The organism is Erwinia sorbitola (assembly GCF_009738185.1).
GTDB classification, from domain to species: Bacteria; Pseudomonadota; Gammaproteobacteria; order Enterobacterales; family Enterobacteriaceae; genus Erwinia; species Erwinia sorbitola.
Window position 1 is genome coordinate 495,686 of sequence record NZ_CP046509.1, and the last position, 26,289, is coordinate 521,974.

A 26,289-nucleotide genomic window follows, 5' to 3' on the forward strand; every position below is an offset into this window, starting at 1 on the left:
AGCAAATCTTGCGTAACATGTTACCGGATTCATTAAAATGTGTGATGTTGAGCAGCGTTCTTAAATAGAAGAACCGATTTTTACCATTCAGTCAAGCGGTGAATTGATTTTTACGATAATCCGTATGCTTTTTGACCGTTAATGGCTTTTATTGCAGCAATAAGATTAAGGTAAACCGTTTGCGTCTAAAGCTTTTTTATTAGGTACGGCAGTCTCGCAAACTCCTATGCTATTTTAAGTTCTAACTTATTGTTTTAATTCGGTATCAATGGTTTTTTATCCTGGTGTTCCGAAACGTTTTGGTTTCTGCTAGCACATTTTACCAGATCGCCTTACTGTGGGCGGTAAAAGCTGACTCCGTTCAGCAGGATAAAAGACCTCTTTCAGCGTCGGCAGGCGGTGAAAAACGTAGGCTATAGTCAAATGTACGCGAGAATTTTTCCATCTGAGACAAATTTTTCAAAAGCTCACTGATGAAATTTATAAGCAGGCTGAACCAATTAATTTGATGTCTATTCAGCTCCGGACAGATCCATCGTGGAGTAAAGGTTAAGTGCGTGATTTTATGGAACCGATTCCTTTGGTCTTAGTGACCTTCAGAGGGTAAGAGAAATCCTGGTGTATTTTCATACTGATAAATTTTGGGTGGATCCTTGAGTATGAGTCGTAAAAAATCGCGCATGTTAGCGCGTATCAAATCGGGTTTATTACGCCTGGCCCTGGGCGTAACAGGTTTATGGCTTGGTGGAATTGTCGTTTTTGCTTTTTTACCCGTGCCATTTTCTGCGGTTATGGCTGAACGTCAGATCAGCGCCTGGTTTAGTGGTGACTTTGGCTATGTGGCTCATTCTGATTGGGTAAGCATGGATGAGATTTCACCGTGGATGGCGCTGGCGGTTATTGCATCTGAAGACCAGAAGTTTCCCACGCACTGGGGATTTGATGTGGCAGCGATTCAGTCAGTGCTGGATAGCGATGGCGAAAAAGCGGGTATGCGCGGCGCATCGACCCTTTCACAGCAGACGGCAAAAAATGTGTTTCTCTGGGACGGCCGTAGCTGGATACGTAAAGGCCTGGAGGCGGGGTTAACCGTGGGGATTGAAACCGTCTGGACAAAACGTCGTATTCTTACCGTTTATCTTAACGTCGCTGAGATGGGGAAGGGCGTCTTTGGCGTGGAGGAAGCCTCGCAGCGTTATTTCCATAAGCCTGCCAGCCGCCTGACGATGTCGGAAGCCGCACTGCTGGCAGCAGTACTGCCCAATCCAATTCGCTACCGGGTCGATGCCCCGTCCGGCTATGTACGCCAGCGTCAGCAGTGGATTTTACGACAGATGCGTCAGCTGGGCGGTGAGGGATTCCTGCGGGAGCATAAGCTGCGCTGAGAGATTCTGATTCTGGCCATCAGCCGCACCAGTCACGGACTGACAGGCCATTCAGTTCAACGGCGGTGAGTTAGTCTTCGTCGAATCCTGCGTTAAACAGATCGATAACGGCGGCCAGTGCTTCTTCTTCCTGGGGGCCGCTGGCTTCAACTTCGATATGGCCCCCTTTTGCTGAATCGAGCATCAGCAGTGCAATGACGCTGCTGGCCTCCGCTTCAGTACCACTTTCATTGCGCAGCAGCACCTCAGCATCAAAACTTTGAACCAGCTCGAACAGCTTCATTGCCGGGCGGGCATGCATTCCCAGCTTATTTTTAATCTCAACGGTCTGCTTTACGGTCATGATTTGCGTTTTTCCAGCGTACGATGACGCGACTGAACGTTTTTACCGCGCGAACGGAAATAATCCGCCAGCTGCTCGGCAATATAAACTGAACGGTGTTTACCACCGGTACAGCCGATGGCTACGGTCAGGTAGCTGCGGTTGTTGGTTTCCAGCATGGGTAACCACAACTCCAGGTAACTGCGCGTCTGATAGATAAAGTTATGAACTTCCGTATGACGATCGAGGAAAGCGGCAACAGGACGATCGAGACCGGTCATAGGACGCAGTTTTGGATCCCAGTGCGGATTGGGCAGGAAGCGTACATCGAAAACATAGTCAGCATCGATCGGAATGCCGTGTTTAAATCCGAAGGATTCGAACACCATGGTCAGCTCACGTTCACGTTTCCCCAGCAGGCGGGTACGCAGCATCTCTGCCAGTTCATGCACTGACATTTCGGAGGTGTCGATAATCAGATCGGCACGGGAACGTAACGGTTCCAGCAAATCGCTCTCTTCATCGATGGCGCTCTCCAGCGACAGGTTCTTGCTGGAAAGGGGATGCAGGCGGCGCGTATCGCTGTAGCGACGAATTAATGTATTACGGTCAGCATCCAGGAACAGCAGCTGCGGAGAAAAGCAGTCTGGCAAATTGGTGAGCGCAGTTTCAAATACTTCCGGAGATTCCGGCATATTGCGGACATCAATGCTCACCGCAGCAGATATGTTGCGTTCAGCCAGCGAATTAGCCAAGTCAGGCAGTAATACCACGGGCAAGTTGTCCACGCAGTAAAAACCCATATCTTCCAGGGCGCGTAACGCCACTGATTTTCCTGAGCCTGAACGACCGCTGACGATCATCAGCACCATTTCACTATTCTCCCAATTTAACCCGCTTTCCCTTGATACCGGAAGCCGCAACTGCCTGGCGTATGCTGCGGTGCTGCAACTTCACGGTTTCTGGGAGTGTGACAGAATTGATTAACTCTCTTCGTGATCTTCTGTGATGATCTCGTAAAGATCATCATCGCTTTGTGCGGCGCGCAGGCGTCGCAGGACAGTTTTATCCGCCAGCCGCTTGGCAACCAGAGAGAGTGTGTGAAGATGTGTTTTGCACTGATCTGCTGGCACCAGCAGGGCAAACAACAGATCCACCGGTTGATTATCAATGGCATCAAACGCGATAGGTTGATCAAGGTGAATAAAGACACCCACTGCACGTAGCGTATCTTCTTCCAGCTTGCCGTGCGGGATGGCAATGCCATTACCGATACCGGTGCTGCCCATTCTTTCACGCGTCAGGATCGCTTCAAAAATTGTCTGATGCGGGAGGTTGAGCTGCTTCGCCGCAAGTTCGCTGATAATTTCCAGCGCGCGTTTTTTGCTCTGGCAATGTACAGCGTTACGGGTACATGAGACGCTCAACACGGAGCCCAGTTCCAGTTTCAAATCATTGTTCATCATAGTTTCACTTAACTTTTCACTTCCGCAGGCAGGACGCTCTTCACCGACGTTCTGATCAAGAGATTAACATGCCATAGTGATTATCGGCTCGTATTCCCGGAAGAATACGAGCCGATAATGCTATCAGCATAACCCTGATGAAACGGGCTGCTGAAAAGCCACTAACGCATCGTGAGATTTAGTGTTGTTTAAGCTTATCTTTATGTTTATTTAACTGGCGTGTCAGCTTGTCGATCAGGCCGTCAATCGCCGCGTACATGTCTTTATCTTCCGAGGTAGCATGCAGCTCCCCGCCATTCACATGCAGTGTAGCATCCGCAATTTGCGTCACTTTCTCCACCTTTAAAACAATATAGACCTGATTTATTCGGTCAAAATATTGCTCCAGTTTGGCAAATTTAGCTGTCACAAACTCGCGCAGTGGCTCGGTAATTTCAACGTGTTGTCCAGTGATATTAAGCTGCATAGTGTCTTCCTTCTCTGTTCGGTCAGACCAGCTGTTTGCGCTGGTTTGATGGCGGGATGGATAAAGACTCTCGGTATTTTGCCACAGTACGCCGCGCTACCATAATTCCCTGTTCGGAAAGCATAGAGGTGAGCTTGCTGTCGCTGAGTGGTTTGACGGGATTCTCCGCCGAGATTAACTTTTTCACCAGTGCACGGATTGCCGTGGAGGAAGCTTCGCCACCCCCTTCGGTGTTGACGTGACTGGAGAAAAAATATTTGAGTTCAAAAATACCACGTGGACTGTGCAGATACTTCTGCGTGGTCACGCGGGAGATCGTAGATTCGTGCATTTCTACCGCACTGGCAATATCCGCCAGCACCATCGGGCGCATATACTCTTCGCCCTGTTCAAAAAAGGCCTGTTGTTGATCCACGATACAGCGCGTCACTTTCAGCAGCGTGTCATTACGGCTTTCCAGACTTTTGATCAGCCACTTTGCTTCCTGCAAATTGCTACGAATAAACTGTGAATCACTGTCGCTGCGCGAACTTGAACCCAGCGAGGCGTAGTGCTGGTTGATCTTCAGGCGCGGAACGCTGTCTGCATTCAGCTCAACGACCCAGCGGTTGCTGACTTTGCGCACCAACACATCCGGGATCACATATTCCGGTTCCTGAGTGTTGATTGACTGGCCCGGGCGCGGATCAAGCGTCTGTATGACCTGCATTGCCCCTTTCAGCACCTCTTCTTTAAGGCGCGTCACGCGCATCAGGCTGCGGAAATCATGGTTAGCCAGCAGGTCGAGATGTTCGCTGACAATCAGGCGTGCCTCTTTCAGCAGCGGTACATCGTCCTCAAACTGCGACAGTTGTACCAGCAGGCAGTCGCGAAGATCGCGGGCGCAGACCCCCACGGGATCAAAACGCTGTACGCGTTTCAGCACTGCCTCGACTTCATCGATGGTCAGCTCGTCGTTACCCATGCTTTCCAGCACCTCTTCCAGCGAGGCAGTCAGGTAGCCGGTATCGTCAACGGCATCGACAATGGAGGTGGCAATCGCCCGGTCGGTGTCGGTAAAAGGTGTCAGTTCAACCTGCCACATCAGATAGTCTTGCAGTGTCTGCGTTGTTTCGCCCTGATAGACAGGCAGCTCATCATCATGATAGTCGGTGCCCGTGCCTGAAGGCGTGCCAGCCGTATAGATCTCATCCCAGGTCGCATCGAGCGGCAGCTCCTCTGGCATGTCCTTCTGTTCCAGCGCTTCTCGGGTATCCAGCGCTTCTGTTTCCTGATATTCGCGGGTATCAACTTCTTCGTGAATGTCGGTCTGTTCAAGCAACGGGTTACTTTCCAGCGCCAGCTGAATTTCCTGCTGTAGTTCAAGCGTAGAGAGTTGCAGCAGACGGATGGCCTGTTGCAGTTGTGGCGTCATGGCAAGCTGTTGACTCAGCCTGAGTTGTAAACCTTGCTTCATATTCAGAGTATTAATTCCCCAGAAATCTTACCGAATGTGAACACCTTATCAGAGTCTGAACTCTTCGCCCAAATAGACACGCTTAACTTGTTCATCGGCCAGAATCTCTTCCGGCGTGCCGTGGGCGATCAGATGCCCCTGGCTGACGATATAGGCACGTTCACAAACGGCCAGCGTTTCACGCACGTTATGGTCAGTGATCAGCACGCCGAGGCCGCTATCACGCAGGTGTTCAATAATCTTTTTAATATCAATAACGGAAATCGGATCGACCCCGGCAAACGGCTCATCCAGCAGGATAAACTTAGGGTTGGCGGCCAGCGCACGGGCAATCTCCACACGGCGACGTTCACCGCCTGAAAGCGCCTGACCGAGGCTGTCGCGCAGATGCTCAATGTGAAACTCTTCCAGCAGCTCGTTGGCGCGATCTTCACGCTGTTCCGTGGTTAAATCCTCACGGATTTGCAGCACCGCCATCAGGTTATCGTAAACGCTCAGACGGCGGAAAATAGAGGCTTCCTGGGGCAGATAGCCAATACCGCGACGTGCGCGCGCATGCAGCGGCAAAATGCTGATGTCGTCATCGTCAATCACGATGCGTCCGGCATCGCGTGGCACAATGCCCACCACCATATAGAATGTGGTTGTTTTGCCTGCGCCGTTCGGGCCAAGCAGACCCACGATTTCGCCAGACTTGACCTGTAGGCTGACATCTTCAACCACGCGGCGACCTTTGTAGGCCTTCGCAAGGTTTTCCGCAATTAAGGTTGCCATGTTCGTTAGTTACTCTTTTTCTGACCGTTTGACGGTTTACCTTTGTCCTGCAACTGCGACGGTACCAGTACGGTGGTCACGCGCTTGCCGGTGCTGCCAAAGGCCTGCATTTTCTGCTCTTTAACCAGATAGGTAATACGGTCGCCTTTCACATTGCTGTCCAGCTGCTCAAGGTAGGCGTTACCGGTTAACTCAACCAGATCTTTTGCCAGCTCATAGTGCATCTTCTGAGCGTGGCCCTGCACGGGTTTGCCGCTGTCTTGCATCTGATAGAACGTTGCCGGATTACCATAGGCATCGACAATCGTCTTATTACTGTCGCCGCCTGGACGGGTCACAACCACTTTATCTGCTGTGATTTTGATGGTGCCCTGCGTCACGATGACTTTACCGGTGAAAGTGGCAACGTTGCCCTGCATGTCCAGCGCCTGATTTTCCGAGTCGACGTTAACCGGTTGATCTGAATCACCGGTTAAAGCCAAAGCAGGAACGCTAACGGCGAACAACAGTGATGCAGTCAGTAGCTTAAGGCTTTTGTTCATTTTGAATTTCATAAGATGTTTTGACCTTTTCAATCAACTCGGCAGTTTTCTTCCGTAAATTCCCACGCATCTTCATACCTGTAGAGTTAAAGCTGCGGCCATAAAGTGTTACCTGATCGTCTGAGGTCACATCCTGAGTGGTCAGGTTAATCTGAGCGTTATCAGTTTTGATCCGCTCCAGCTGTGCGTCCTTTGTCAGGCTGTTAACTTCTACATGTCCGTAGAGATACAGCATACGATCGTTGGTCAGTTTGGCTTTATCACTGCGCACTGACCACGTTGGAATTTTGTTCTCATCGTAAGTGGTCATCACCGGGTTATCGAACCAGCTCACGGCGTCAGTCGAAAAATAGGTGACCTTATCGGAAACCAGCTTGTAACTCAGCGCCCCTGTCGGGTTATAAACTACCGTATGTGAGTTATCACTCATATACGTGGGTTCACTATCGTCATTTGCAACCGAGGTGTCGTTATCATCGGTCGCAGTCAGATTCCAGCCAATCAGCACAATGGCGATCAGAGCCAGTATCAGCGTCATCCAGCGTCTTGTTTTACTCATACAGACTGCCCTTTGGCCTCTTCAAACTTGCCCTGCGCAATCAAGATAAGATCGCAAATTTCCCGTACTGCGCCGCGACCACCCGCAATACGGGTAACGTAGTCAGCTCGGGGAAGTAATACAGGGTGCGCATCGGCCACAGTTACACTGAGGCCGACTTCGGCCATCACCGGCCAGTCGATCAGGTCATCGCCAATATAGGCAACCTGCTCTGCACTAACTGACAGTGTATCCAGAAGTTCACGGAAGGCCAAAAGCTTATCAGTCTGGCCCTGGTAAAGATGAGTAATCCCTAAGGTAACGCAGCGATCTTCCAACAATTTGGCTTTGCGGCCGGTAATAATAGCCACTTCAATCCCTGAGGTAAGCAGGCAACGAATGCCGTAGCCATCACGCACGTTGAATGCTTTTAGCTCTTCACCATTATTACCCTGGTAGATCACACCGTCCGACATCACGCCATCGACATCGCAGATTAGCAGTTTTATTTGCTGCGCTTGTGCCATCACCTGCTGACTGACCGGGCCGTAACAGGTTTCTACGGTGGCTGCTGAATGACTCATTTTTAATCACTTCCTTTGTTAAACTACACCGGCACGAAGCATGTCATGCATATGCACCACGCCAAGCAGCGTGTCGCCATCTGCGACCATGACAGAGGTAATATTTTTATTCTGCATCAGGTTCAGCGCATCTACTGCCAGCGTATTTGGCCGGACACGGATACCGCCTGGGGTCATCACGCTTTCGATGCCGGCATGCTGAATATCAATGCCCATATCGAAGACGCGGCGTAAGTCACCGTCGGTAAAGATGCCTTCGATTTTCATCAAATCGTTGCAGATCACCGTCATTCCCATATTTTTACGCGTTATTTCCAGCAGCGCATCACGCAGTGAAGCATCACGACTTACGTGTGGCATTTCGCTGCCAGAGTGCATGATATCATCAACGCGCAGCAGCAGCTTACGCCCCAGCGCACCGCCGGGATGGGAAAGAGCGAAATCTTCCTGAGTAAAGCCCCGGGCCTTCAACAGGGCGACGGCCAGCGCATCTCCCATGACCAGGGTTGCCGTGGTGCTGGTGGTAGGTGCCAGGCCTAACGGACAGGCTTCCTGCGGCACTTTAACACACAGATGAACATCCGCTGCGCGGCCCATTGCGCTGTCCGGACGGCTGGTGATGCAAATTAACGTCACCCGCAGGCGTTTGAGTACCGGGATAAGCGCTAAAACTTCGGAAGACTCGCCGGAGTTAGATATGGCAAGCACCACATCTGTCGGGCTGACCATGCCCAGATCGCCGTGGCTGGCTTCTGCCGGATGGACAAAAAACGATGGAGTGCCGGTGCTGGCAAAAGTGGCGGCTATCTTTTTACCGATATGCCCCGATTTACCCATCCCCATAACCACTACTTTCCCGCCGCAGCGATAGATAAGATTACAGGCGCGGCTAAAATCTTCGTTGATATATTGGTCGAGATGCTCCAGTCCTTCACGTTCAATTCGCAATACTTCTATCCCGGCCTGTTGAAAGTCAAAGTCGGAATCGGCAGTGATATGCGCCATAATTGTTCAGTCCTTTTACCAGAAGGTCACCGAGGGGAACATATACAGCATTCCCACCCAAACGATAAATCCACACAGCAACAATGCGCCAGCCAGCCGACCAATACGGCGGCTGCGCTGCAAACAGATGAGTGTAAACAGCGCACTGACGCCCAGCATCACCCAGTAGTCACGGGCGAAGATCGCCGTATCGAGCGTACCGGGATGAATCAGTGCCGGGATACCCAGCACAATCGCAATATTATAAATGTTTGAACCAATTAAATTCCCGACGGCGATATCATCTTCACCTTTTAATGCACCGGCGATAACCGTGGCCAGCTCGGGCAGGCTGGTGCCTACGGAAATGATGGTCAGGCCAATCACCAGCTCACTGACGCCGAAGTAGTCGGCAATCACCGTCGCATTATCGATCACCATGCGCGTTGACATTGGCAGCAGAATCAAGGCAACGGCCAGCCACAGGAAAGCAACCGTGTTGCCGACATCGTCACGCGGCAGCTCGGCCAGCTGTTCACGGGTCAATGAGTCATTGTTGTCGCGTTCAGCCTGCCGGGCAATTTTAATGATGAACAGCAGATAAACGGCGGCAATTGCGATTAACCCCAGACCATCGTTGCGGCTCAGTTCATTATCGAAGAGTGTCACCCCGCATAGCAGCGTGACCAGCAGCATTAACGGCAGTTCACGGCGGATCAGATTCGAATGCACCGTCAGGGGATGTAGCAGCGCTGCGCCTCCCAATATCAGCAAAATATTGGTAATATTCGAGCCCATCGCTGTCCCGACGGCGATGTCCATCTGCCCGTGAGTGGCGGCAGAGAACGAGACGATCAGCTCGGGCAGTGAGGTGCCAATGCCCACCACGGTCATCCCGATAATTAACGGGGGGATACCAAAGGAACGACACAAAATAGCGGCGCTAAACACCAGACGATCGGCTCCATAAACCAGTAAGACTAAACCGATAATCAGTAGTGCTGTAGCGACGAGCATGAAGTGTCCTTGTGATCAGGTATTATCATCGATGGCGGGTGGCGACAACGAATGCAGGTATGGAAAATTTTATGGCTGTGATTTTGACGGTCTCAGGACAAAAAGTAAAACTTATGCCAACTTTAGCTACGCCGCAGAGGTAAGATTCTGTAAAAATGCCCGCCCCGGAGGGTAATACGTTACTATCGGGAGTAAATTAATCGCCTTTATATAAAGATCGAGGTAACTATGAGCCAGGCGGAGACGAATCTGGTGGATGTCCGGGGTGTGAGTTTCTCCCGTGGCAACCGGCTGATTTTCGATAACATCTCGCTTACGGTGCCCAAAGGGAAAGTCACCGCTATCATGGGGCCATCCGGCATTGGTAAAACGACGTTGTTACGTCTGATAGGCGGACAAATTCCCCCTGACAGCGGTGAAATTTGGTTCAACGGTGAGAATATCCCTGCACTTTCGCGTTCCAGGTTGTATGAAGCGCGCAAGAAAATGAGCATGCTGTTTCAGTCCGGTGCTCTGTTCACCGATCTTAGCGTCTTTGACAACGTCGCATGGCCGCTGCGTGAGCACACCCGGCTCCCGAAGCCTTTGCTTAACAGCACGGTGATGATGAAGCTGGAGGCGGTGGGATTACGCGGCGCGGCCAACCTGAAACCCTCTGAACTCTCAGGAGGGATGGCAAGGCGTGCAGCTCTGGCCCGTGCGATCGCGCTGGAGCCAGATTTAATCATGTTCGATGAACCCTTCGTCGGGCAGGATCCCATTACGATGGGCGTGCTGGTGAAGCTGATTGACGAACTTAATCACGCTTTAGGCGTTACCTGTATCGTGGTTTCTCACGATGTACCTGAAGTGCTGAGTATTGCAGACTACGCGTATATTATTGCCGATCAAAAAGTGATCGCGCAGGGGACGGCCCCAGAGTTGAATGACAATGATGATCCTCGTGTTCGTCAGTTTATCGACGGTATTGCTGACGGGCCGGTGCCATTCCGTTTCCCGGCAGGAGATTACCTGCAAGATTTAGTCGGCTCAGGGAGGGTGACAGACTAATGTTTCTACGCGCACTGGCGTCACTCGGGCGGACAGGAATTAACACCTGCGCATCTTTTGGTCGTGCAGGACTGATGTTATTCCATGCCTTGTTTGGCATTCCCCGTTTTCGAAAACATGCGCCGTTGCTGATCAGACAGCTCTATAGCGTTGGCGTATTGTCGTTATTAATTATTGTGGTCTCCGGGCTGTTTATCGGCATGGTGCTTGGCTTGCAGGGTTACCTGGTGCTGAAAACTTACAGTGCCGAAACCAGCCTTGGCATGATGGTTGCGCTGTCGCTGCTGCGGGAACTGGGGCCGGTTGTTACGGCGCTGCTGTTTGCCGGTCGCGCCGGTTCGGCACTGACGGCTGAAATTGGCCTGATGAAAGCCACCGAGCAGCTTTCCAGTATGGAAATGATGGCGGTTGACCCCCTGCGGCGCATTATTTCACCGCGTTTCTGGGCCGGTTTTATCAGCATGCCGTTACTCACGCTGATTTTTGTTGCAGTGGGGATCCTCGGCGGTGGGCTGGTCGGCGTTAGCTGGAAAGGTATCGATCCTGGTTTCTTCTGGTCAGCAATGCAGAATGCGGTCGACTTGCGAACCGATATTATTAACTGTGTGATCAAGAGCGCCGTGTTTGCGGTGACCGTGACCTGGATTGCGCTGTTTAACGGCTATGACGCCATCCCGACCTCTGAAGGGATCAGTCGGGCAACGACGCGTACCGTAGTACATGCTTCACTGGCAGTGCTCGGTCTGGATTTTGTGCTTACTGCACTGATGTTTGGGAACTGATTCGATGCAAACGAAAAAAAGTGAAATTTGGGTAGGCGCTTTCTTACTGCTGGCGCTGTGCGCGATTATTTTTCTCTGTCTGCGCGTTGCCGACCTGAAGTCACTCGGCAATGAACCGACCTGGAAACTGTATGCCACATTCGACAATATCGGCGGCCTGAAAGCAGGTTCTCCGGTAAAAGTAGGTGGTGTGGTTATTGGTCGGGTAGAAGAGATCACTCTTGATCCGAAAAATTACTCGCCAAAGGTCACCATGGATATTGAAGAAAAATATAACAATATCCCTGATACCAGCTCACTGGCAGTGCGCACTTCCGGCCTGCTTGGTGAGCAATTCCTCGCTCTGAATATCGGCTTTGACGACCCGGAAATGGGAACCGCTACACTTAAAGATGGCAGCACATTGCAGGACACTAAATCCGCCATGGTGCTGGAAGATCTGATCGGGCAGTTCCTGTATAAAAGCGGCAACGGTGACGACAAAGATAAAAATTCATCTGCATCGGGTGACGAGCCAGCTTCAGCGCCCGCCCCGACAGCGACTACTCCAGAAGAGGGCAAGTAATGTTTAAACGTTTAATGATGGTGGCGATGCTGGTTATCGCACCACTGGCTGCCAATGCAGCAGCGGATCAGACCGATCCCTATAAATTAATGAACGAAGCGGCAGCAAAAACTTTTAATCGGTTGAAAAGCGAACAGCCTAAAATTAAGCAGGATCCTAACTATCTGCGCCAGATCGTTCGTGAAGAGCTGCTGCCCTATGTGCAGATCAAGTACGCGGGTGCACTCGTTCTTGGCCGCTACTACAAAGAAGCCACCCCGGCGCAGCGCGACGCCTATTTTAAAGCTTTTGGTGATTACCTGGCGCAGGCATATGGTCAGGCGCTGGCCATGTACAACGGCCAGACATACCAGATTGCCCAGCCTCAGCCTCTGGGTGATGCCAATATCATTGCCATTCGTGTGACTATCATTGACCCAAATGGCCGCCCGCCAGTGCGGCTCGACTTCCAGTGGCGTAAAAACAGCGTTACCAAGCACTGGCAGGCTTATGACATGATTGCGGAAGGTGTCAGTATGATCACCACTAAACAGAATGAGTGGAGTGACACCCTGCGCAAAAAAGGGATTGATGGCCTGACTGAGCAGCTGAAATCCTATTCCCAGCAGTCTATTACTCTGAATAAGCAATCGTAATGAGCGATCAACTGCGTTGGGAGGTAGAGACGGACAATCTGCGTCTCTTCGGCGAACTGGAACGTGAAACGCTGCTGCCGCTCTGGCAGCAGCGCGATGCGGTCATGCAGTGGGTTGAAACCATCGATGTTTCCGGGCTGGAGCGCGTGGATTCCGGTGGGCTTGCGTTGCTGGTTCACCTGCGTCAGATTGCGATTAAGCGGGGAAAGGTGCCACAGTTTATCGGTATCACGGATAAACTCAGTTCGCTGATAACTTTGTACAACCTGCAAAAAATTATCACCGGGCGAGACTGAGTAACTGTCCCCGCAATCGCGCCTTGCTCTGGCTGCGGAACACCTTGAGTTTTCTCATTTTTACTTCAGGAACCGGTTTGCCGGTTCCTTTTATCTCTTTCCTTCGTATTGCTATCCATTCTCATTTACTCTTTTTCTACTGCCGCAGGCATTTTTTGCTTGTTTAAGAGTGGGGCGTATTCCACTAAGATGTGTGCCTGTTTATTATCAAGTGAATTTGAAAGCATTATGGAAAATAGTGAAATTCAGTCCGTGCTGATGAGCGCGTTACCGTTGCAGGAAGTCCACGTTACTGGTGATGGCAGCCATTTCCAGGTTATTGCCGTGGGTGAACTGTTTGGCGAACTGAGCCGTGTTAAAAAACAGCAGACGGTCTATGCACCGCTGATGGCTTACATCGCTGACAACCGTATTCATGCGGTTTCTATCAAGACTTATACCCCTGAAGAGTGGGCGCGTGACCGTAAACTAAACGGTTTTTAAGCTGCCTGGTTTTCGCCACGTACGGCGTGGTGAGGGACTGAGCAGCAGATTTTTGGACTGACAACAGAGAGCAGTTGCAATGGATAAATTTCGTGTACAGGGTCCGACCCGCCTGAGTGGTGAAGTCACAATTTCCGGGGCTAAAAATGCCGCATTACCGATCCTGTTCGCTGCTTTACTGGCTGAAGAGCCGGTAGAGATTCAGAATGTCCCGAAACTCAAGGACATCGATACCACCATGAAACTGCTCGGTCAGTTGGGTGTGAAGGCTGAACGCAATGGTTCCGTGCATCTGGATGCCAGTAGCGTCAATATCTACTGTGCACCGTATGATCTGGTGAAAACGATGCGTGCATCTATCTGGGCGCTGGGGCCGCTGGTGGCGCGCTTTGGTCAGGGCCAGGTATCCCTGCCTGGCGGTTGCGCCATCGGTGCCCGCCCGGTAGACCTGCATATCACGGGTCTGGAGCAGCTTGGCGCAGAGATTAAGCTGGAAGAAGGCTATGTGAAGGCATCCGTAGACGGTCGTCTGAAGGGCGCACATATCGTAATGGATAAGGTCAGCGTGGGCGCTACCGTGACTATTATGAGCGCCGCGACTCTTGCAACCGGAACGACAATTATCGAGAACGCTGCGCGTGAGCCAGAAATTGTCGATACCGCAAACTTCCTGAACACTCTGGGCGCGAAAATCACAGGCGCAGGCAGTGACCGTATTACTATCGAGGGCGTTGAACGGCTGGGTGGTGGTGTGTACCGCGTATTGCCTGACCGTATTGAAACCGGCACCTTCCTGGTAGCGGCGGCGATCTCTGGCGGTAAAGTGGTCTGCCGTGCGGCACAGCCGGACACCCTGGACGCAGTGCTGGCTAAACTGCGTGAAGCAGGTGCTGACATTGAAGTGGGTAGCGACTGGATCAGTCTGGATATGCACGGCAAGCGACCTAAAGCAGTAAACCTGCGTACCGCACCGCACCCTGGTTTCCCAACGGATATGCAGGCACAGTTCAGCCTGTTAAACCTGGTGGCTGAAGGTACGGGCATCATTACCGAGACCATTTTCGAAAACCGTTTCATGCATGTACCTGAGCTGGTACGTATGGGCGCACACGGTGAAATCGAAAGTAATACGCTGATCTGTCATGGCGTTGAGAAGCTTTCTGGTGCTCAGGTGATGGCGACCGATCTGCGTGCTTCCGCCAGCCTTGTTTTGGCAGGCTGTATTGCTGAAGGCACAACTATCGTCGATCGTATCTATCATATTGACCGCGGTTATGAGCATATCGAAGATAAGCTGATAGCGCTTGGCGCAAATATCCAGCGCATTAGCGGCGAAGAGTAATTTTCCCGCGATGAAAAGAAGGGTCGGTAGCGAATACCGGCCCTTTTTTTTTTAACTGCGGATAAGTTTTTTACGATCGATAAGCTGGTGAGTATCTGGATCGTAATAGCGACTTGGCCAGATCTCTGCCGGGTGAACGTTCAGAGCATCGGCGATCAGCCACTCCCCCTTAGGCCATGGGCGACATAGTGCGTTGGCTAACGTGGATGAGCTTAAACCTGCCTTACGGGACTCTGCGGCCAGACTGGTGCCTTTTTTGCGCAATGCGGCAATAATATCGGCTGGATGCCAATTTTGCAGGGGGTGTTTCATGTGCTTATCCTCCATGGGCACTTTTGGAAAACAGGAGGGCAGGGTTTCTAATTTATGCCAGCCTGTTGTCAGTATTATCCTGATAAAGCAACTTGTTATATTCCGCTATAACAAGAATACTTATATCAAATAGTTTCCACTTAATTCCAATAAATTTTAGAAATTAGCTGGTTTTTGCGGGACGGTGCGCAAAATGACGGGTAAGTGCCGGAATTGTTTCAGGAAGGATTAAGCAGAACTGGCTTTGGCAGGAGAGGTAATGCAGCGGCAAGAAAGCAGGGCGTACCCTGCTTCTTAATGAGTTCAGGATTCAGAATTCACGCTGAACGGACATGTGCGCCAGGGCTTCCAGCGCGCTACGCCAGGGGGATTCAGGCAGGACTTTCAGGGCCGCGATGGCTTTATCGGCTTCTTTCTCCGCAGCATTGCGCGTCCACTTCAGTGATCCACACTGACGCATTGCTTCCAGAACGGGTTCCAGTAAATGACGACCGTTACCTTGTTCAATCGCGGTGCGAATCATGCTGGTCTGTTCCGGCGTACCGTTGCGCATAGCGTGCAGTAACGGCAGCGTTGGCTTTCCTTCGCTCAGGTCATCGCCCACGTTTTTACCCAGGGTTTTGCCATCAGCGCTGTAATCCAGCAAATCGTCGATCAGCTGGAATGCTGTGCCAATATAACGGCCATAATCCTGTAAAGCCTGCTCTTGTTCAGCACTGGCCCCTGCCAAAATGGCAGAAGACTGTGATGCCGCTTCGAACAGGCGAGCGGTTTTACTGTAAATCACCCGCATATAGCTCTCTTCGGTGATATCCGGGTCGTTACAATTCATCAACTGCAACACTTCCCCTTCCGCAATCACATTGACCGCTTCGGACATCAGCGCCAGAACTTTCAGTGAGCCAAGGCTGGTCATCATCTGAAAAGCGCGGGTATAGATGAAATCGCCGACCAGTACGCTGGCAGCATTGCCAAACGCCGCATTTGCGGTGGCTTTTCCCCTGCGCATATCTGATTCGTCCACGACATCATCGTGCAGCAGCGTTGCGGTGTGAATAAATTCAATCAACGCCGCCACAGTAATGTGTTGTTTGCCCTGATAATTATTGATGGCGCGTGCAGCCAGCACAGCAATCATCGGGCGGATACGTTTACCCCCGCCGCTAATAATGTAGTAGCCCAGCTGGTTGATGAGAGAAACATCCGAGTTCAGCTGGTCAAGTATTGTCGCATTGACGTCCGCCATATCTTGCGCGGTGAGTTCGTTTATCTGTTCTAAGTTCATCAGTCTGTTCAGCTATCGCTCAGTCAGTTCGCTGCTATGATAAGCGCCTTTACCCGTGCCGGTGGCATGAAATGTATGACAGATTGTACTTCAAAAACGCGGCGGTGAAACGCCCCCATTCACGTTGCGTTTTTTTTCTGCAATAGAGCGCATCAGACACTTGTCTTTGCCTGTGAATTTGCGTAGAATTCGCGCCCTATTGTGAATATTTATAGCGCAGCCTGAAATCAAAGAAGGCAAGCGCGAGAGCGGAGTTTATATGTACGCTGTTTTCCAAAGTGGTGGTAAACAACACCGAGTAAGCGAAGGTCAGACCGTTCGCCTGGAAAAGCTTGACATCGCAACCGGCGAAGTAATTGAATTCGACCAGGTTCTGATGATTGCCAATGGCGAAGACGTTAAAATCGGCGCGCCTTTAGTTTCAGGTGGCGTGATCAAGGCGGAAATCGTCGCTCACGGTCGTGGCGATAAAATTAAGATTGTTAAGTTCCGTCGTCGTAAGCATTACCGTAAGCAGCAGGGTCACCGTCAGTGGTTCACTGATGTGAAGATCACTGGCATCAGCGCATAACAGGAGACCTGACAAATGGCACATAAGAAAGCTGGTGGTTCGACCCGTAACGGTCGTGACTCCAATGCAAAACGTCTGGGCGTAAAACGTTTCGGCGGCGAATCTGTTCTGGCTGGTAGCATCATCGTTCGTCAGCGTGGCACCAAATTCCACGCGGGCACCAACGTAGGCTGCGGTCGTGACCACACTCTGTTTGCAACTGCAGACGGCAAGGTCAAATTCGAAGTTAAAGGCCCGAACAACCGTAAATTCATCAGCATTGTTGCTGAGTAATTAGGTTTTCGTGCCGCGGAACGGCCATCAGGTCGTTCACTGCTGCGAAAAGAAAAGCCCCGCACTACACTGCGGGGCTTTTTACATTCTGTCAGGGAACACCGATGTTAGCGATGAAACAGCAGGCAGGAATGGGCATTGCGCTTGCGCTGGTTACCGCTATGAGCTGGGGGTCATTACCTATTGCCATGAAAGTGGTATTGCAGGTGATGGATCCGTTCACCGTAGTGTTTTTCCGTTTTTCTCTTGCCGCCTTAGGGCTTGGTGCGATTCTGGCACTAAAACGTCAGCTTCCGCCGCGTGAATTCTTCCGGCATCCGCGCTGGCTGGTGTGGATAGTCGTCGCTACAGCCGGACTGGTAGGCAACTTTGTAATGTTTGGTTCTTCCCTACAGTACCTCAGCCCTACAGCATCTCAGGTGATTGCCCAGCTGGCCCCTCCGGGAATGATGCTCGCCAGCGTCTTTATCCTGAAGGAGAAGATGCGTGGCAGCCAGATTATCGGTGTTGCGATGCTGCTGTGCGGTCTGGTGATGTTTTTTAATACCAGCCTGGTGGAAATATTTACCCGTCTGACCAATTACACCTGGGGTGTGATCCTTGGCGTCAGTGCGGCGCTGGTGTGGGTGGTGTACGGCGTAACGCAAAAAATTTTGCTGCGTCGACTCGGCTCGCAGCAAATCCTGTTTTTGCTGTACACTTTATGTGCGGTCGCCTTGCTGCCTTTAGCACATACCCACCTGGTATGGCAGCTGGATGGCTGGCAGCTGGGTTGTCTGATTTTTTGTGCGCTGAATACCCTGGTGGGTTACGGCGCATTGGCGGAAGCCTACGCGCGCTGGCAGGCGGCGCAGGTCAGCGCAATTGTGACGTTGACGCCACTGTTTACCCTGCTGTTTTCAGAATTTTTATCGTTTGGCTGGCCCGACTTTTTTGCCATTCCGCAGCTCAATACTCTAGGGTTTGTCGGAGCAATCGTCGTGGTGTCAGGCGCCATGTTTTCCGCAATTGGTCATCGCTTATGGCCACGGCGGAGCAATCCCGTTCCGGTGCCACCTGCATCGGGCCACGGGCGTATGAGTGACGGAGAAGTAAAATGAAGTTTGTTGATGAAGCGACGATCCTGGTAGTAGCTGGCGATGGCGGTAATGGCTGCGTGAGCTTCCGTCGTGAGAAATATATCCCTCGTGGTGGTCCGGACGGTGGTGATGGTGGTGATGGCGGCGATGTTTATATGCAGGCTGACGAAAACCTCAACACCCTGATCGACTACCGCTTTGAAAAATCATTCCGTGCGGAACGCGGGCAGAACGGCCAGAGCCGTGACTGTACCGGTAAACGCGGCGTGGATATCATTGTTAAAGTACCGGTCGGAACACGTATTATCGACCAGGGCACCGGTGAAACCCTCGGTGATATGACGCATCATCAGCAGCAGATGATGGTCGCTAAAGGCGGCTGGCATGGGCTGGGCAACACCCGCTTCAAGTCATCCGTTAACCGTACCCCGCGTCAAAAAACCATGGGTACGCCGGGTGAGAAACGCGATTTGCAACTGGAGCTGATGCTGCTGGCTGATGTCGGTATGCTTGGGTTGCCAAATGCCGGTAAATCGACCTTTATTCGTGCGGTTTCTGCGGCGAAACCAAAAGTAGCCGACTATCCGTTTACCACACTGGTGCCAAGCCTTGGCGTGGTGCGTATGGACAGCGAGCAGAGCTTTGTGGTTGCCGACATTCCGGGTCTGATTGAAGGGGCTTCGGACGGTGCTGGCCTGGGTATTCGCTTCCTGAAACACCTTGAGCGCTGCCGCGTGCTGTTGCATACCATCGACCTTGCGCCAATTGACGAGAGCGATCCGGTTGAAAACGCACGTATCATCCTCGGTGAACTGGAAAAATACAGCGATAAGCTGTTCCAGAAGCCTCGCTGGCTGGTATTCAACAAGGTTGACCTGCTGGATGAAGAAGAAGCTGCATCCCGTGCTAAAGCTATTGCAGACGCGCTGGGCTGGACAGAAAAATATTATCTGATCTCTGCGGCAAACCGCTCAGGCGTGAATGCCCTGTGCTGGGATCTGATGTCCTTTATCAATGCCAACCCGAAAGAAGCTGAACTGGAAGCGAAGCAGCCAGAGAAAGTCGAATTCATGTGGGATGACTATCATCGTCAGCAGCTGGAAGAGACTCAGCCTGAAGTTGAAGATGAAGATGACGACTGGGATGATGACTGGGACGAAGACGACGAAGAAGGTGTCGAAACCGTCTATCAGCGTTAATCCGCGCAAAAAAAAGGACGCCACTGGCGTCCTTTTTTGCATTTCAGCAGGCAAATTTAACCAATAATCGCCGTGGTCAGCCGGGCAATACAACAGAGCTGCTCCCGCTCATTGACGATCTCAATCTGCCAGACCTGATTCATACTGCCGCTATGCAGCACGCGACAGATACCGCGCACGGTTCCGCTATAGACCGCACGCAGATGGCTGGCGCTGACTTCGATACCCACCACGTTCTGTCCCGGTTGTGAACAGAGCCATCCCGCCATTGAACCCAGTGATTCAGCCAGTGCCACTGATGCACCGCCGTGCAGCAGGCCAAAGGGCTGCTGAGTCCGCCCATCCATAGGCATAGTCGCTTCCAGCCAGTCTGATTCCAGCCGGGTAAAAACCATACCCAGTCCGGCAATCATGGTGCCTTCAGCCATCTGATTCAGTTCTGCCAGGCTGCTTTGTCGTTTCCACATATCAGGCCCCCAGAGTTGCTCCGCCGTCGATGACTATATCCTGCATCACAATATGGCTGGCGCTGTCCGAGGCGAGGAACAGTATTGCGTTGGCGATCTCCTGAGGCTGGGCAATCTTCTGCAATGGAATACCCAGTTTGTATTGATCCGGATAACCGGCAATCATCTGCTGCTCATCTTCCGGTTTATGCCACAGACTGCGCTGCATTGCAGTGTCGGTGGAGCCTGGAGAAACGATATTGCACCGTACGCCAAAGGGGGCCATTTCCAGCGCCACGGTCAGGCACAGGCTGCGCAGCGCCGCTTTTGACGCCCCATAGGCCGACATACCGATACGCGGTGCGTGTGCAGCGTTAGAGGCAACCGTTACGATCGCACCGGCACGCTGCTGGCGAAACTGCGGCAGAGTTTGCTGGAACAGATTAAAAGCACCGCCTGCGTTGACTGCCATACAGGCCTGCCAGTCTTCGACCGCTAACTCATCGGTGCTGCCGGTACGTAAAATACCGGCAGCATTGACCAGCACATCAAGATGCGGTGTATCTGACAGAAGACGCTGGCAGACGCGCTTAACCTGGCTGGCATCGGATATATCAACAATAACGCGCTGAAAAGGGTATTCACCTTGAGAAAACTGCTTATCAAAGCCCACCACAGAAGCGCCCGCAGCGACAAAAGCCAGTGCAGTATGGTAACCAATTCCCTGGCCCGCACCGGTGATCCACACCTGTTTGTCACTGAAGTCAAAACGGCATGACATTACGCATTCTCCCTCGACAGCAACGCCCACCAGCCATCAATGCTGGGATTTTTTGCCAGAGCGATAAAGTCGATATCGCTATGCACCTGACGCCAGCGTGCGGCCAGCGCCATCATGCGCACTGAATCCAGCCCGTAGTCTACCAGGTTCTCATCATCGCTCAGGTCGTCACTCTCTTCATCCAGCAGCGGCAGCACTACGGCACGCAGCTGTGCTTTGCTCTGTGGCAGAGGCAGCAGTGTTTCCGTCATCACCACGCGGCCGCTGCGGCCTGCGGTATAGGTTAGTGACATCATATGCTCTTCACGACTGAAGTCAGCCAACGCATCAGCCACCATAAATGGCTTGATGTTGCGCATAAAAGCGTCAGTTGCCGTGGTCAGGCAGCCAATGTGGGCGTATACGCCGCAGATGATCAGCTGATCGCGTCCGGTTTCATTGAGGATCGATTCGAGCGGTGAGCGATGGAACGCGCTGTAACGCCATTTCACCAGCACCTGGTCATCCTCATCTGGTGCCAGTGCGGCCACCACTTTTTGCTGGTCAGGATGTTTGTTAAGGCCTGGCCCCCACATATCATTCAGCAGGGCGCGGTCTTCGGCACTTTGCTCATTCGGCTGTGCGGTATAAAACACCGGTATCCCCTGGGATTTGCAGTAGGCGCGCAGCCGGGCAATATTCGCCACTACCTGCTCGATCAGCGGACTGTTATCGCCCCAGAAATTGAGGAAATACTCCTGCATATCGTGGATCAGCAGCGCAGCGCGGGCTGGTTCAAACGCCCAGTTTACTTTGTTGGTCGGCAGTTCGGCTGCCGTCGGCAGCGTGTAAGAATTCAGTTTTGGAATAGCCATCAAATATATCTCCTGAAAAAATTATCCGTTCTGCTGAGTGGCCAGCTGCTGGCGCAGGCGTTTCTTGTCCACTTTGCCCACCGGGGTAAGCGGCAGCTCATCGACACACTCAATACGATCCGGCAGTTTGAACTCTGCCACGCCCAGCTCACGCAGATGACGGCGCAATACCACTGGTTTCAGTGCACGACGTGCAACAATAAACGCACAGCTTTTCTCACCCATCAGGCTGTCTTCCATGGATACCAGAGCGGCATGGATCACTTCATCATGACGCAGCAGCAGGTTTTCGATCTCTTCTGCGGCGATCTTCTCGCCACCACGGTTGATCTGATCTTTCTCGCGGCCCTGAACGGTGATATAGCCATCAGCCGCAATGGCGATCAGGTCGCCAGAACAGTAGAAGCCTTCTTCGTCAAAGCTGGCGGCATTGTGCTCCGGGCTGTTGTAGTAGCCGCGAAAGGTGTAAGGACCACGGGTCATCAGGCGGCCGGTTTCACCCGCAGGCAGCGGATTACCATTCTCATCTGCCACCCACACTTCGTCATCTTCAGAGATGGGGCAGCCCTGAGTGGTGAGGATATGCTGCTGGTCGTCATCAAGACGGGTGTAATTGACCAGGCCTTCAGCCATGCCAAAGACCTGTTGAAGCTGGCAGCCAATTTCAGTCTGGATACGTGCTGCCAGCGATTCGCTGAGTTTAGCGCCGCCGACCTGAAGCAGCTCCAGCGAGGCCAGTGCGCGGTTGCTGCCCCATTCCTGAATTGCCTGTAACCACAGGCTGACAGCCGGAGGAACCAGAGCCGCAACGTTAACCTGATGCTGTTCAATCAGCGGGAAGCAGAGGTTAGCACTCGGGTCATTTGCCATTACCACACAGCCGCCTGCGTAGAACACACCGAGGGAGCCAGGTGAGCTCATCGCATAGTTATGGGCAGCAGGCAGGGCGTTCAGGTAACGCGTGTGCGGGTTAAATTCACAGATCTCAACGCTGCCACGAATGCTGTAGTAGTAATCATTGTGAGTGCGCGGGATCAGCTTCGGCGTGCCGGTGCTGCCACCGGAAAGCTGGAAGAAAGCCACTTCATCGGCGGCAGACGGGCTGGCGATAAAACCGGTGGCATCTGCATCAATCAGGCCAGAGAGTGAGAGCGTAACGCTGTTCTCGTTATGCAGTGCCACCACTTTCAGCGCGGGTATCTCCTGCTGAAGCTGATGGAGGTAATCATCGTTGCTGAACAGGCTGTGCTGGCGATCGGCAATCAGCAGCGCAGGCTGAATTTGCAGCGCATAAGCGCTCAGTTCGTTGCGCTGATGGCTGAACAGGGCATTGACAGGCGCGACGCCTATCTTCAGCAGAGCAAAAAACGTTACGTAAAATTCCGCTACGTTACCCAGCTGCACCAGCGCAGTATCACCTGATTTTAATCCACGACGTTGCAGTGAAGCGGCCAGACGATCTGATTGCTGATCCAGATCGTGATAGCGGAAGCGGCGTGCGCCATCGATGACGGCAATTGCGCTGCTGTCAGCGTGGCGGTACAGAATGTCCGTTAACGGCAGATCCAGCCAGTACCCTTTAGCACGATACTTTGCGGCCAGATCGTCCGGCCAGCGAGAATAAGAGATGGTCATGACAGCGCTCTTTAGTTCAGGCCAAATGCCCGAAGCATGGTGTTTAGTTTGACGCCGGTTTCCCGCCATTCCGATTCCGGACTGGAGGCCGGGACGATACCTGCACCGGCGAACAGACGTACGCGGTTACCGTTGACTTTGCCGCAGCGGATGGTGACTACCCACTCACCGTTGCCGTGCTCATCGCACCAGCCGACGATGCCGCCAAACAGACCGCGGTTGAACGGCTCCAGCTCGGCGATCAGTTGCTGCGCGGTGGTGTGAGGGAAGCCGCTGAGGGCCGGGGTCGGATGCAGCAGACAGGCCAGCGATAGTGCAGTGTCAGCCTTCTGGCTTACTTCGCCTTCAATGGCCGTGCCCAGATGCCAGAGCGTCGACGTGGTCAGCAGCTCCGGCGTGGCTGGCAGTGCAAGGTGAGCGCTGCGGGGATGCAGCACATCGCGCATGGCATCGGTTACCAGCTTATGTTCATAGCGGTCTTTAGTGGACGCCATCAGCTGTTGCCCTGCCAGACGATCTTTCTCCGTATCGCTTTCACGACGGGCTGAACCAGCCAGGGGGTGGGTGTAGTAGCGGCTGTCATGCTTACGCATCAGCAGCTCAGGGCTGGCGCCCAGCAGAGAACCCCCTTCAGGAAGGGCAACGTGGAAGTTGTAGCTTCCGGGGTTCTGCGTCATCAGGCGAGTCATCAGATTAGCGATATCGATCTGCTCTGTGGTGACGATTTCCATCAGACGTGATAGCACCACTTTATCCAGCTGTTGTGCAGCCGTGGCGGCAACGGCCTTACTGACCATCTGCATAAATGCTTCCTGCTCCGGCAGGGCAGTGCGGCGTACGATCTCAGGAAGCTCACTCCTGGGGGGCCCCATTTGCTGTAAAAACGCTTTGCGATCGAAATACTGGCTGGATTCAGGGATAAACAGGGAAGACGGCTGGCTGGCATCGAAGGGAATCGCCCCAACGAGTACCGGATGGGCAATTCCCTGGCGTTTCGCATCAAGGAATCGCTGCTGGATCTCTTGTTGAAATCCACTTTGTAGTGACTCTCCACCGAATGCCGGAGTAGTGACGGTGGTAAAGCAGCCTTGTGCTGCCAGGCTGCGCCATGGTGACATATAGAAAAAGCCACTGGCGGCGGCCTGTGAGGCAAACTGTAGCGTACTTTCTGACGTTAACGATTCCATCTTGCATCCTCATTTAAATGATAAACGTAGTAATAACCATTATCATTTGCTTTCAGGTGCAGTAAGCTACGTCGATTATTGTAGAGTGTCAATAAAGGTAAATTAATTTAGTTATCGTAAAGTGCTGCTTACACAATATCCCATGCCTGGCAGATAAAAAGTGCCAGCTGCGGGCGAGATCCAGCGTGTGAACTTACGCAAAGGTAAGCATTGCTGATTGAATATCCGTGGAATAGATGAGGGTTTTGCGATAGAGGCAGGTAAATTAGCCGAGATTCTCAGGTAACCAGCAGCTAGCATTGAGTCCACTACGGTCACTGCGATTAGTCAGACTGAGCTCACCATGATGAATTTGCACAATGCGCTGAACGATATTCAGACCTAAGCCACTTCCGCCATAGCGTTGATCCATGCGGCGGAAAGCCTTGATGGCATCGTTCACCGCAGCGGCATCAATGCCTGTACCTTCATCGCGCACAGTAGCCCGGCTGCCGTCCTTGTCATCTTCCAGCAGCAGCGTGATAGTGCTGCCTTCGGGACTGTAGCGTGAGGCGTTCTCCAGCAGGTTACGCAGCATCAGTCTCAACAGTACCGCATCTCCCTGTACCGTGCGCACGGTTGTACTGGTGACAATAAGCTGCTGTTGCCGCAGAGCCAGCAGCTCGTCCATTTCCTGCCGTAGAGGGTCAATAATATCGTGCCAGTTCAGGGTCTGATAATGGCCGCTTGCCAGGGCCTGACCGGCGCGTGACAGCATTAAAAGTTGCTCAATAACGTGCATCAGCTGATCGATACGTTCAACCAGCATTGGCCCCTGTTTCACCCCTTCCTGTTCCAGCAGTTCAAGATGCAAACGCAGGCCCGCCAGCGGCGTGCGCAGTTCGTGTGCCGCATCGGCAGTGAACAGTCGCTCCTGCTGTAGCGTATGGTCAAGACGACCAAGCAGCTGGTTTAATGCGCCGGTAACAGCCACGATCTCATCCATTTCAGAGTAGAGCGGCAGGGGTGAGAGATTGTCAGCAGAGCGTGTTACCAGGCTTGTTTGCAGTGCGCGCAGCGGGCGAATAATCCAGCTGATTGCCCAGAAAGAGAGCAGAAGGGTAAAGCCCACCATCACCAGAGAAGGCAGAAGCAGGGAGGCGATGGCTTCGCGGATTTCATTCTCCACCTGCTCATTACGGGCGTGGGCAGAGAGTGTTTCATTGACCAGAAAACTGATTTGTTCGCGACTTTCGTGCCATAGCCAGAAGGCGCTCATCAGCTGACAGCTCATCAGGATCAACGCCAGCATTATCATTAAACGCCGACGCATGCTGTTCATTTACGTTCTTCCAGGCGGTAGCCAACGCCACGCACCGTTTTAATCCGATCTTTACCCAGCTTGCGCCGCAGATTATGGATATGAACCTCGAGCGTATTAGAGCCGGTATCATCCTGCCAGCTGTAGAGATCCTGCTGGAGTGTCTCCCGGTGAACCGTCTGGCCGATACGCATCAGTAAACGCGTCAGCAGGGAAAACTCTTTGGGCGTTACCTCCACAGGCAGCGCATCAACGACAACCTGCTGGGAGGAGAGGTTGAGCGCGATATCGCCATGCTGGAGCAGGTTATCGCTTTTGCCCTGGTAGCGGCGGATCAGTGCGCGGACGCGCGCTTTCAGCTCAACCAGCGCAAAAGGTTTAATCAGATAGTCATCCGCTCCGGCGTCGAGACCGTCAACACGATCGGATAATGCATCCCTTGCTGTCAGGATCAACACGGGCAGATCGATCTGCTCTTTGCGCCACTGCCGCAGCAGGTCGGCACCGTCACGATCCGGCAGCCCGAGATCCAGTACGATCAGGCTGTACTGACCGCTGTTAACATACGCAGTGGCCTGCGCTGCGCTGGCAGCACAATCAACAGCATAGCCTTCACCGGTAAGGGCAAGGGCTAATCCTTGTTGCAGCAGCGTATCATCTTCAACGATCAGTATTTTCAT

32 protein-coding genes are annotated in these 26,289 nt (G+C 52.5%); 12 read left to right on the top strand and 20 right to left on the bottom strand.

Annotated elements, in window-relative coordinates; translation table 11 throughout:
* Positions 1 to 659 precede the first annotated feature (659 nt).
* Complete coding sequence (mtgA, locus tag GN242_RS02245) at positions 660 to 1,385, top strand: monofunctional biosynthetic peptidoglycan transglycosylase (RefSeq protein WP_156286847.1); 726 nt, start codon at positions 660 to 662, stop codon at positions 1,383 to 1,385.
* 70 nt (positions 1,386 to 1,455) lie between these two features.
* Here the strand turns inward: mtgA and npr are convergent, their stop codons facing one another.
* The 11 genes from npr to GN242_RS02300 all read right to left on the bottom strand — a co-directional run bounded on the left by npr (position 1,456) and on the right by GN242_RS02300 (position 9,534).
* Positions 1,456 to 1,728: a PTS phosphocarrier protein NPr gene (gene npr / locus GN242_RS02250; protein ID WP_154753154.1), complete on the bottom strand. Its 273-nt coding sequence runs from the start codon at positions 1,726 to 1,728 to the stop codon at positions 1,456 to 1,458.
* The gene (rapZ, locus tag GN242_RS02255; RefSeq protein WP_154753153.1) at positions 1,725 to 2,579 is read right to left on the bottom strand and encodes an RNase adapter RapZ; all 855 of its coding nucleotides are present in this window, start codon (positions 2,577 to 2,579) and stop codon (positions 1,725 to 1,727) included. The genes npr and rapZ overlap by 4 nt, the downstream gene beginning before the upstream one ends.
* A 111-nt stretch (positions 2,580 to 2,690) precedes the next feature.
* Complete coding sequence (gene ptsN / locus GN242_RS02260; protein WP_154753152.1) at positions 2,691 to 3,173, bottom strand: PTS IIA-like nitrogen regulatory protein PtsN; 483 nt, start codon at positions 3,171 to 3,173, stop codon at positions 2,691 to 2,693.
* A gap of 178 nt (positions 3,174 to 3,351) precedes the next feature.
* A complete protein-coding gene (gene hpf / locus GN242_RS02265) occupies positions 3,352 to 3,639 on the bottom strand; it encodes a ribosome hibernation promoting factor (protein ID WP_133844107.1) in 288 nt (95 codons plus the stop codon).
* A gap of 22 nt (positions 3,640 to 3,661) precedes the next feature.
* On the bottom strand, positions 3,662 to 5,095 hold the full coding sequence (gene rpoN / locus GN242_RS02270) for an RNA polymerase factor sigma-54 (RefSeq protein ID WP_154753151.1): 1,434 nt from the start codon (positions 5,093 to 5,095) through the stop codon (positions 3,662 to 3,664).
* A gap of 48 nt (positions 5,096 to 5,143) precedes the next feature.
* On the bottom strand, positions 5,144 to 5,869 hold the full coding sequence (lptB, locus tag GN242_RS02275) for an LPS export ABC transporter ATP-binding protein (RefSeq protein WP_154753150.1): 726 nt from the start codon (positions 5,867 to 5,869) through the stop codon (positions 5,144 to 5,146).
* Positions 5,870 to 5,874: 5 nt separating this feature from the next.
* The gene (lptA, locus tag GN242_RS02280; RefSeq protein ID WP_154753149.1) at positions 5,875 to 6,423 is read right to left on the bottom strand and encodes a lipopolysaccharide ABC transporter substrate-binding protein LptA; all 549 of its coding nucleotides are present in this window, start codon (positions 6,421 to 6,423) and stop codon (positions 5,875 to 5,877) included.
* The gene (gene lptC, locus GN242_RS02285) at positions 6,395 to 6,970 is read right to left on the bottom strand and encodes an LPS export ABC transporter periplasmic protein LptC (RefSeq protein WP_154753148.1); all 576 of its coding nucleotides are present in this window, start codon (positions 6,968 to 6,970) and stop codon (positions 6,395 to 6,397) included. Before lptC ends, lptA begins: the two co-directional genes overlap by 29 nt.
* A complete protein-coding gene (kdsC, locus tag GN242_RS02290; RefSeq protein WP_154753147.1) occupies positions 6,967 to 7,533 on the bottom strand; it encodes a 3-deoxy-manno-octulosonate-8-phosphatase KdsC in 567 nt (188 codons plus the stop codon). The genes lptC and kdsC overlap by 4 nt, the downstream gene beginning before the upstream one ends.
* An 18-nt stretch (positions 7,534 to 7,551) precedes the next feature.
* The gene (gene kdsD, locus GN242_RS02295) at positions 7,552 to 8,538 is read right to left on the bottom strand and encodes an arabinose-5-phosphate isomerase KdsD (protein WP_154753146.1); all 987 of its coding nucleotides are present in this window, start codon (positions 8,536 to 8,538) and stop codon (positions 7,552 to 7,554) included.
* 15 nt (positions 8,539 to 8,553) lie between these two features.
* A complete protein-coding gene (locus GN242_RS02300; RefSeq protein WP_154753145.1) occupies positions 8,554 to 9,534 on the bottom strand; it encodes a calcium/sodium antiporter in 981 nt (326 codons plus the stop codon).
* A gap of 228 nt (positions 9,535 to 9,762) precedes the next feature.
* Here GN242_RS02300 and mlaF point away from each other — a divergent pair, with 228 nt between their 5' ends.
* From mlaF to murA, 7 genes are all read left to right on the top strand, one after another.
* A complete protein-coding gene (gene mlaF / locus GN242_RS02305; protein WP_154753144.1) occupies positions 9,763 to 10,584 on the top strand; it encodes a phospholipid ABC transporter ATP-binding protein MlaF in 822 nt (273 codons plus the stop codon).
* The gene (gene mlaE, locus GN242_RS02310; protein WP_154753143.1) at positions 10,584 to 11,366 is read left to right on the top strand and encodes a lipid asymmetry maintenance ABC transporter permease subunit MlaE; all 783 of its coding nucleotides are present in this window, start codon (positions 10,584 to 10,586) and stop codon (positions 11,364 to 11,366) included. Before mlaF ends, mlaE begins: the two co-directional genes overlap by 1 nt.
* A gap of 4 nt (positions 11,367 to 11,370) precedes the next feature.
* On the top strand, positions 11,371 to 11,931 hold the full coding sequence (gene mlaD, locus GN242_RS02315; RefSeq protein WP_154753142.1) for an outer membrane lipid asymmetry maintenance protein MlaD: 561 nt from the start codon (positions 11,371 to 11,373) through the stop codon (positions 11,929 to 11,931).
* Positions 11,931 to 12,566, top strand: coding sequence for a phospholipid-binding protein MlaC (mlaC, locus tag GN242_RS02320; RefSeq protein WP_154753141.1), 636 nt, complete (start codon positions 11,931 to 11,933; stop codon positions 12,564 to 12,566). The genes mlaD and mlaC overlap by 1 nt, the downstream gene beginning before the upstream one ends.
* Positions 12,566 to 12,862, top strand: coding sequence for a lipid asymmetry maintenance protein MlaB (gene mlaB, locus GN242_RS02325; RefSeq protein WP_154753140.1), 297 nt, complete (start codon positions 12,566 to 12,568; stop codon positions 12,860 to 12,862). Before mlaC ends, mlaB begins: the two co-directional genes overlap by 1 nt.
* Before the next feature lie 228 nt (positions 12,863 to 13,090).
* On the top strand, positions 13,091 to 13,345 hold the full coding sequence (gene ibaG, locus GN242_RS02330; protein ID WP_105593107.1) for a BolA family iron metabolism protein IbaG: 255 nt from the start codon (positions 13,091 to 13,093) through the stop codon (positions 13,343 to 13,345).
* Positions 13,346 to 13,424: 79 nt separating this feature from the next.
* Positions 13,425 to 14,687, top strand: coding sequence for a UDP-N-acetylglucosamine 1-carboxyvinyltransferase (gene murA / locus GN242_RS02335; RefSeq protein WP_154753139.1), 1,263 nt, complete (start codon positions 13,425 to 13,427; stop codon positions 14,685 to 14,687).
* A gap of 51 nt (positions 14,688 to 14,738) precedes the next feature.
* On the opposite strand, the gene GN242_RS02340 is transcribed toward murA, so the two are convergent.
* Positions 14,739 to 14,999, bottom strand: coding sequence for a helix-turn-helix domain-containing protein (locus GN242_RS02340; protein ID WP_154753138.1), 261 nt, complete (start codon positions 14,997 to 14,999; stop codon positions 14,739 to 14,741).
* 310 nt (positions 15,000 to 15,309) lie between these two features.
* On the bottom strand, positions 15,310 to 16,284 hold the full coding sequence (ispB, locus tag GN242_RS02345; RefSeq protein ID WP_154753137.1) for an octaprenyl diphosphate synthase: 975 nt from the start codon (positions 16,282 to 16,284) through the stop codon (positions 15,310 to 15,312).
* Between the two features lie 259 nt (positions 16,285 to 16,543).
* Between ispB and rplU the strand changes: the two genes are divergently transcribed.
* The 4 genes from rplU to cgtA all read left to right on the top strand — a co-directional run bounded on the left by rplU (position 16,544) and on the right by cgtA (position 19,406).
* Positions 16,544 to 16,855, top strand: coding sequence for a 50S ribosomal protein L21 (gene rplU, locus GN242_RS02350; protein WP_154753136.1), 312 nt, complete (start codon positions 16,544 to 16,546; stop codon positions 16,853 to 16,855).
* 15 nt (positions 16,856 to 16,870) lie between these two features.
* On the top strand, positions 16,871 to 17,128 hold the full coding sequence (gene rpmA, locus GN242_RS02355) for a 50S ribosomal protein L27 (RefSeq protein WP_154753135.1): 258 nt from the start codon (positions 16,871 to 16,873) through the stop codon (positions 17,126 to 17,128).
* Between the two features lie 113 nt (positions 17,129 to 17,241).
* Positions 17,242 to 18,228 (top strand): DMT family transporter, encoded by a 987-nt coding sequence (locus GN242_RS02360; protein ID WP_154753213.1) that lies wholly within the window; start codon positions 17,242 to 17,244, stop codon positions 18,226 to 18,228.
* Complete coding sequence (gene cgtA, locus GN242_RS02365) at positions 18,225 to 19,406, top strand: Obg family GTPase CgtA (RefSeq protein ID WP_154753134.1); 1,182 nt, start codon at positions 18,225 to 18,227, stop codon at positions 19,404 to 19,406. Before GN242_RS02360 ends, cgtA begins: the two co-directional genes overlap by 4 nt.
* 56 nt (positions 19,407 to 19,462) lie before the next feature.
* Here the strand turns inward: cgtA and GN242_RS02370 are convergent, their stop codons facing one another.
* The 7 genes from GN242_RS02370 to pmrA all read right to left on the bottom strand — a co-directional run bounded on the left by GN242_RS02370 (position 19,463) and on the right by pmrA (position 26,289).
* Positions 19,463 to 19,873 carry a hotdog fold thioesterase gene (locus tag GN242_RS02370; protein WP_154753133.1) on the bottom strand — a complete coding sequence of 137 codons (411 nt, stop codon included), beginning with the start codon at positions 19,871 to 19,873 and terminating at the stop codon, positions 19,463 to 19,465.
* A 1-nt stretch (position 19,874) separates the two neighbouring features.
* Positions 19,875 to 20,633 (bottom strand): 2,3-dihydro-2,3-dihydroxybenzoate dehydrogenase, encoded by a 759-nt coding sequence (dhbA, locus tag GN242_RS02375; RefSeq protein WP_154753132.1) that lies wholly within the window; start codon positions 20,631 to 20,633, stop codon positions 19,875 to 19,877.
* Positions 20,633 to 21,487, bottom strand: a complete 855-nt coding sequence (locus tag GN242_RS02380; RefSeq protein ID WP_154753131.1) for an isochorismatase family protein — start codon at positions 21,485 to 21,487, stop codon at positions 20,633 to 20,635. Before GN242_RS02380 ends, dhbA begins: the two co-directional genes overlap by 1 nt.
* A gap of 21 nt (positions 21,488 to 21,508) precedes the next feature.
* The gene (locus tag GN242_RS02385; RefSeq protein WP_154753130.1) at positions 21,509 to 23,122 is read right to left on the bottom strand and encodes a (2,3-dihydroxybenzoyl)adenylate synthase; all 1,614 of its coding nucleotides are present in this window, start codon (positions 23,120 to 23,122) and stop codon (positions 21,509 to 21,511) included.
* 11 nt (positions 23,123 to 23,133) lie between these two features.
* Complete coding sequence (locus GN242_RS02390) at positions 23,134 to 24,309, bottom strand: isochorismate synthase (RefSeq protein ID WP_154753129.1); 1,176 nt, start codon at positions 24,307 to 24,309, stop codon at positions 23,134 to 23,136.
* A 265-nt stretch (positions 24,310 to 24,574) separates the two neighbouring features.
* Positions 24,575 to 25,630, bottom strand: coding sequence for a two-component system sensor histidine kinase PmrB (pmrB, locus tag GN242_RS02395; RefSeq protein ID WP_154753128.1), 1,056 nt, complete (start codon positions 25,628 to 25,630; stop codon positions 24,575 to 24,577).
* On the bottom strand, positions 25,627 to 26,289 hold the full coding sequence (pmrA, locus tag GN242_RS02400; RefSeq protein WP_156286848.1) for a two-component system response regulator PmrA: 663 nt from the start codon (positions 26,287 to 26,289) through the stop codon (positions 25,627 to 25,629). The genes pmrB and pmrA overlap by 4 nt, the downstream gene beginning before the upstream one ends.

Excerpts from the sequence above, each read along its gene's own strand:
- mlaB (WP_154753140.1), top strand. The coding sequence starts at position 12,566 with ATGAGCGATCAACTGCGTTGGGAGGTAGAGACGGACAATCTGCGTCTC.
- pmrA (WP_156286848.1), bottom strand. The coding sequence starts at position 26,289 with ATGAAAATACTGATCGTTGAAGATGATACGCTGCTGCAACAAGGATTA.
- ibaG (WP_105593107.1), top strand. The coding sequence starts at position 13,091 with ATGGAAAATAGTGAAATTCAGTCCGTGCTGATGAGCGCGTTACCGTTG.
- lptB (WP_154753150.1), bottom strand. The coding sequence starts at position 5,869 with ATGGCAACCTTAATTGCGGAAAACCTTGCGAAGGCCTACAAAGGTCGC.
- rpoN (WP_154753151.1), bottom strand. The coding sequence starts at position 5,095 with ATGAAGCAAGGTTTACAACTCAGGCTGAGTCAACAGCTTGCCATGACG.
- GN242_RS02385 (WP_154753130.1), bottom strand. The coding sequence starts at position 23,122 with ATGACCATCTCTTATTCTCGCTGGCCGGACGATCTGGCCGCAAAGTAT.
- hpf (WP_133844107.1), bottom strand. The coding sequence starts at position 3,639 with ATGCAGCTTAATATCACTGGACAACACGTTGAAATTACCGAGCCACTG.
- GN242_RS02370 (WP_154753133.1), bottom strand. The coding sequence starts at position 19,873 with ATGTGGAAACGACAAAGCAGCCTGGCAGAACTGAATCAGATGGCTGAA.
- cgtA (WP_154753134.1), top strand. The coding sequence starts at position 18,225 with ATGAAGTTTGTTGATGAAGCGACGATCCTGGTAGTAGCTGGCGATGGC.
- lptA (WP_154753149.1), bottom strand. The coding sequence starts at position 6,423 with ATGAAATTCAAAATGAACAAAAGCCTTAAGCTACTGACTGCATCACTG.
- GN242_RS02390 (WP_154753129.1), bottom strand. The coding sequence starts at position 24,309 with ATGGAATCGTTAACGTCAGAAAGTACGCTACAGTTTGCCTCACAGGCC.
- rpmA (WP_154753135.1), top strand. The coding sequence starts at position 16,871 with ATGGCACATAAGAAAGCTGGTGGTTCGACCCGTAACGGTCGTGACTCC.
- ispB (WP_154753137.1), bottom strand. The coding sequence starts at position 16,284 with ATGAACTTAGAACAGATAAACGAACTCACCGCGCAAGATATGGCGGAC.
- lptC (WP_154753148.1), bottom strand. The coding sequence starts at position 6,970 with ATGAGTAAAACAAGACGCTGGATGACGCTGATACTGGCTCTGATCGCC.
- GN242_RS02360 (WP_154753213.1), top strand. The coding sequence starts at position 17,242 with ATGAAACAGCAGGCAGGAATGGGCATTGCGCTTGCGCTGGTTACCGCT.
- kdsD (WP_154753146.1), bottom strand. The coding sequence starts at position 8,538 with ATGGCGCATATCACTGCCGATTCCGACTTTGACTTTCAACAGGCCGGG.
- ptsN (WP_154753152.1), bottom strand. The coding sequence starts at position 3,173 with ATGATGAACAATGATTTGAAACTGGAACTGGGCTCCGTGTTGAGCGTC.
- mlaD (WP_154753142.1), top strand. The coding sequence starts at position 11,371 with ATGCAAACGAAAAAAAGTGAAATTTGGGTAGGCGCTTTCTTACTGCTG.
- rplU (WP_154753136.1), top strand. The coding sequence starts at position 16,544 with ATGTACGCTGTTTTCCAAAGTGGTGGTAAACAACACCGAGTAAGCGAA.
- GN242_RS02380 (WP_154753131.1), bottom strand. The coding sequence starts at position 21,487 with ATGGCTATTCCAAAACTGAATTCTTACACGCTGCCGACGGCAGCCGAA.
- GN242_RS02300 (WP_154753145.1), bottom strand. The coding sequence starts at position 9,534 with ATGCTCGTCGCTACAGCACTACTGATTATCGGTTTAGTCTTACTGGTT.
- mtgA (WP_156286847.1), top strand. The coding sequence starts at position 660 with ATGAGTCGTAAAAAATCGCGCATGTTAGCGCGTATCAAATCGGGTTTA.
- pmrB (WP_154753128.1), bottom strand. The coding sequence starts at position 25,630 with ATGAACAGCATGCGTCGGCGTTTAATGATAATGCTGGCGTTGATCCTG.
- mlaF (WP_154753144.1), top strand. The coding sequence starts at position 9,763 with ATGAGCCAGGCGGAGACGAATCTGGTGGATGTCCGGGGTGTGAGTTTC.
- dhbA (WP_154753132.1), bottom strand. The coding sequence starts at position 20,633 with ATGTCATGCCGTTTTGACTTCAGTGACAAACAGGTGTGGATCACCGGT.
- murA (WP_154753139.1), top strand. The coding sequence starts at position 13,425 with ATGGATAAATTTCGTGTACAGGGTCCGACCCGCCTGAGTGGTGAAGTC.
- kdsC (WP_154753147.1), bottom strand. The coding sequence starts at position 7,533 with ATGAGTCATTCAGCAGCCACCGTAGAAACCTGTTACGGCCCGGTCAGT.
- rapZ (WP_154753153.1), bottom strand. The coding sequence starts at position 2,579 with ATGGTGCTGATGATCGTCAGCGGTCGTTCAGGCTCAGGAAAATCAGTG.
- GN242_RS02340 (WP_154753138.1), bottom strand. The coding sequence starts at position 14,999 with ATGAAACACCCCCTGCAAAATTGGCATCCAGCCGATATTATTGCCGCA.
- mlaC (WP_154753141.1), top strand. The coding sequence starts at position 11,931 with ATGTTTAAACGTTTAATGATGGTGGCGATGCTGGTTATCGCACCACTG.
- npr (WP_154753154.1), bottom strand. The coding sequence starts at position 1,728 with ATGACCGTAAAGCAGACCGTTGAGATTAAAAATAAGCTGGGAATGCAT.
- mlaE (WP_154753143.1), top strand. The coding sequence starts at position 10,584 with ATGTTTCTACGCGCACTGGCGTCACTCGGGCGGACAGGAATTAACACC.